Source organism: Bacteroides sp. UBA939 (assembly GCF_002293435.1).
Classification (GTDB): Bacteria; Bacteroidota; Bacteroidia; order Bacteroidales; family Bacteroidaceae; genus Bacteroides.
Map to the genome: position 1 here is coordinate 1 of NZ_DBDF01000007.1, position 4129 is coordinate 4129.

The following is a 4129-nucleotide window of genomic DNA, read 5'->3' on the forward strand; positions in this document are numbered from 1 at the left end:
TAGAGTTATGATTAATAGGTATTTGTTTTACCTACCACCTCCCCCCTGACGGGGTACTCCTCCTCCCAGGAGGAGGAGAATAGAGATAGTCTTGATTATCAATACAGATAGTCTTGATTATCAATAGAGATATTACAGATTATCAATAGAGATATTACAGATTATCAATAGAGATAGTCTTGGTTATCAATAGAGATAGTCTTGGTTATCAATAGAGATAGTTCTGATTATCAACAAGATAAAAAACATGCAAAACTTAAATAAATAAAAGCACGGGATTGTGCGAAAGGATGATACGGCAGGATGCCGGTACAATGCCGGTACAACGGCGGTACAATACCGGAATGATGCCGGTACAATGGCGGAATGATGCCGGTACAACAGCGGAATAACAGCGGAATAATGCCTGCACAATGCCTGCAGCGCAATCTCCTACCGGTAGATTAACCTGGATAGATAGTCTTCTGCAAACATCTCGTTCGCAACATCCAACAGAATCTCCGGAGTGAGCTTTTCGATGCGCTGATAGATAACTTCGGAGGTTTCGTACTTGCCGTAATGCAGAAACGTCTTCGCCATACCCAGGGCATTGCTTTCATTATTGTCCGAAGCCACACCAATCTGACCGATGAGTTGCTTCTTCGCAATGGCAAGTTGTTGCGAGGTCATTTTTGTATTGCGCAGATTCTTAAGCTCTTTCATCACCTGATGCACGCAAATATCCACATCCGCCGGGTCGGTGCCGAAGTAGATGCAGAAAGCGCCGGTATCCGTGTATGAAGTAAGGTTGGACTCTACGTTGTAGACAAGCCCGCGGCGCTCACGCAGAGCCACATTCAAGCGGCTGTTCATGCCCGGACCGCCAAGAATGTTGTTCAGAAGATAAAGTGCCGTACGCTTATCGTTATACGCATTATACCCACGGCTACCTATCATGACGTGCGCCTGGTGGGTATCTTTAGACACCGTGAGATTCTCAGCCACATAAACGGGAGGAGGCGTGCGACGGTTTTCGACCGCTACAGCCGGAATATCCGCCAACAATTTCTCTGCCCAGCGCACAATCCGCTTAAAATCCAGATTACCCCATACGAAGAAAACCATGTTCCCGGGATGGTAAAAACGGGAGGTAAAGGCTGCCGCGTCTTCACTCCGGAAGGTTTTCAATAATTCAGGATTGCCCAGAATGTTGCGTCCCAGCGGATGCCCGCGGAAAATCAAATCTTCGAAGTCATCGAAAATAAGTTCGGAGGGGGTGTCTTCATACGATTGGATTTCATCAATGATAACGTCTGTTTCCTTCTCAATCTCACGCTGCGGAAACGTAGAGTGAAATACAATATCCGCCAGCAATTCGAATGCCCTGCCGAAGTGCTCCGTCAGGAAGGCTGAGTAAATCACCGTTTCTTCCTTGTTGGTATAGGCATTCAAGTCGCCACCCACATTCTCCATGCGGTTAAGTATATGCCACACCTTCCGTTTCTGTGTGCCCTTAAAAATGAGATGTTCCACAAAATGAGCCATACCTTGCTCATTTTCAAGTTCATCACGCGTTCCGGCATTGACGGCAAAACCACAATAAGCCACATCGGAGAACGATGGCTGGTGAATGATTCGTAAACCGTTGGCTAAGGTATATTGATTATGTCCCGGCAAAGGGAAAAGTGCTAACTTCTTCATTCTTACGTTTGAAACTGATTGAGGGCACAAAAATACAATAAAACTTATTGCCGTTTATGGAAAAATGCAGATATTTGTGCCCTGTATCTACTAACAGAATAAAAAATACCCTAAACATCACCACGGTAGCTACCTGGGTGGAAAAGAAAAAAAAATATGCGAAAAGTAATCGGTATAGGAGAAACCATTCTCGATATCATCTTTCACGATGGACAACCTACGATCGCGATACCGGGAGGTTCGGTTTTCAATAACATTGTGTCTCTGGCACGTGCCGGGGTACCGGTTAACTTTATAAGTGAAACGGGAAATGACCGGATAGGCAATACCATCCTGCAATTTATGCGCGACAACGGCATATCAACCGATTATGTCAATGTGTTCCCCGACGGGAAATCGCCCGTATCGCTGGCATACCTCAATGAAAAAAGCGACGCGGAATATATCTTTTATAAAGACTACCCCAAACAGAGGCTGGACGTCCTCTTCCCACGCATCGAAGAGGATGACATTGTGATGATTGGGTCATACTTCGCCCTGAATCCGGTGTTGCGCGAAAAGGTGCTGGAATTGCTGGAACTGGCGCGCGAGAGGAAAGCAATCGTTTACTATGATCCCAACTTTCGCTCTTCGCACAAAGACGAAGCCATGAAACTGGCCCCAACCATTATTGAGAATCTGGAATACGCTGATATCGTACGCGGTTCCACGGAAGATTTCTTCTTCATGTATAATCTGCGCGAAGTGGACAAAATATATAAAGATAAAATCCGATTCTATTGCCCCAACTTCCTTTGTACTGCCGGAGCCAAAGATATTTCGTTGCGTACGGGTACAGTCACAAAGGAATATTCCATCCCGCCGTTGGACGCTGTCAGTACCATCGGCGCGGGCGACAGCTTCAACGCAGGTATCATCTTCGGTCTGCTGAAATACGACGTACGCTATCGCGACCTGAGCCGGATAAGCGAAGCTACATGGGACAAGGTTGTACGTTACGGCATCGAATTTGCGGCGGATGTATGCCGCAGTTTCAGCAACTCTATATCGACCGAGTTTGCCAAACAATTATGAACAATTAACTAAATCCTCGTTAAAGGAGGAAAAACTCTGTGAAACCAGGCGCCATAAAGTAGCAAAATTCACTTAAATGCATATCTTTGTATCAGATGTTCAGACAAAGTAAACTATGTATAAAAATCTGTTGAACTTACTTGCTTGCGTAACACTGCTACCTGCCTGTAGCGGCACTGCTCCGCACATATCCGTGGTGTGTGAAGAAAGCAACGTAGGGAACAGCATCATAAAGTGGGAAACCACCCCTGTACTCAAGGGGAACATAAAGGTATATGCTTCGACCGACCCCGAGAATATTCCCGAGAACACCCCCGTTGCTACCGCCAACATTGCCGACCAGCGAATGACGATTGTTACCACAAACCCCGACAAGCGTTACTATTACACCCTTGTATTCAATAACAAATACCGGGTAAAAACCGCTACGCGGAATATCAATATACCCGGCATACAGAACTTTCGTGATGTAGGAGGATATCCTTCTTACGAGACAAAGAAAAGAGTCCGCTGGGGAATGCTCTACCGTTCAGCACAGATAGACAGCATAGAAAACTATGCGTATAGAGAACTGAAAAACATAGGTATCAAGACTATTATTGATTTGCGTTCGGAATCGGAACTCAGGAGATACCATTTATTGCAACAAGGCTTCAACATCATACATATTCCTATCGAAGCAGGAAGTATGGAAGATATTCTGAAAGGTGTCCGGGAACACAAAATTAAAAGTGACACTGTCTACCGGATAGTGGAACGAATGAACCGTGAACAGGTCATGAACTACCATAAACAATATCGCCAGATATTTGATATACTGCTGAACAGCGCTAATTACCCCATTGTCATTCATTGCTCTTCCGGCAAAGGACGCACCGGCATTGTTGCCGCGCTGATACTTGCTTCTCTCGGCGTAAGCAGCGACATTATTATGGAAGATTATCGACTCAGCAACGATTACTTCAACATTCCCAGCGCATCCGGCTACGCGTATACCCTGCCTGCACGTGCGCAAGAGGCCATTACTACAATCCACTCGGCAAGAGAGGATTTCCTGAACGCTGCGAAGAAAGAAATAGAGCGCAGGTATGGCGATGTGGATACTTATCTGAGTCGGGCTATCGGACTTAGCAAGGATGAAATCAAGGAACTGCAAAGCATGCTTTTGGTAAAACCTTAAGAAACCGCTTTGATTTTACTCAATCCCCCACTTGGCGTTGCCCTGAACCCAGAGCAAGCGCATCAAAATGAACATATAAAGTGTACGGGAATAAAACACATGAGAATTTAGCGAAGCTGATGATTCACAAGAGTATCTCTATTAGCTTCGCTGACAGCTTCTCTGATTTCTTTCACTAAGGTACGTTCTCCTCCT

The 4129-nt window shown here is 45.5% G+C and carries 3 protein-coding genes; 2 read left to right on the forward strand and 1 reads right to left on the reverse strand.

Annotation, left to right across the window (positions count from 1 at the left end; translation table 11 throughout):
* Window positions 1-432: 432 nt before the first annotated feature.
* The gene (locus B2Z67_RS00640) at window positions 433-1680 is read right to left on the reverse strand and encodes a M16 family metallopeptidase (protein WP_291527883.1); all 1248 of its coding nucleotides are present in this window, start codon (window positions 1678-1680) and stop codon (window positions 433-435) included.
* A gap of 156 nt (window positions 1681-1836) precedes the next feature.
* Here B2Z67_RS00640 and B2Z67_RS00645 point away from each other — a divergent pair, with 156 nt between their 5' ends.
* Together B2Z67_RS00645 and B2Z67_RS00650 are read left to right on the forward strand one after the other, a co-directional pair.
* Window positions 1837-2754 carry a carbohydrate kinase family protein gene (locus tag B2Z67_RS00645; RefSeq protein ID WP_291527884.1) on the forward strand — a complete coding sequence of 306 codons (918 nt, stop codon included), beginning with the start codon at window positions 1837-1839 and terminating at the stop codon, window positions 2752-2754.
* Window positions 2755-2869: 115 nt separating this feature from the next.
* Window positions 2870-3934 (forward strand): tyrosine-protein phosphatase, encoded by a 1065-nt coding sequence (locus B2Z67_RS00650; protein ID WP_291527885.1) that lies wholly within the window; start codon window positions 2870-2872, stop codon window positions 3932-3934.
* The last annotated feature ends 195 nt before the right edge of the window (window positions 3935-4129 follow it).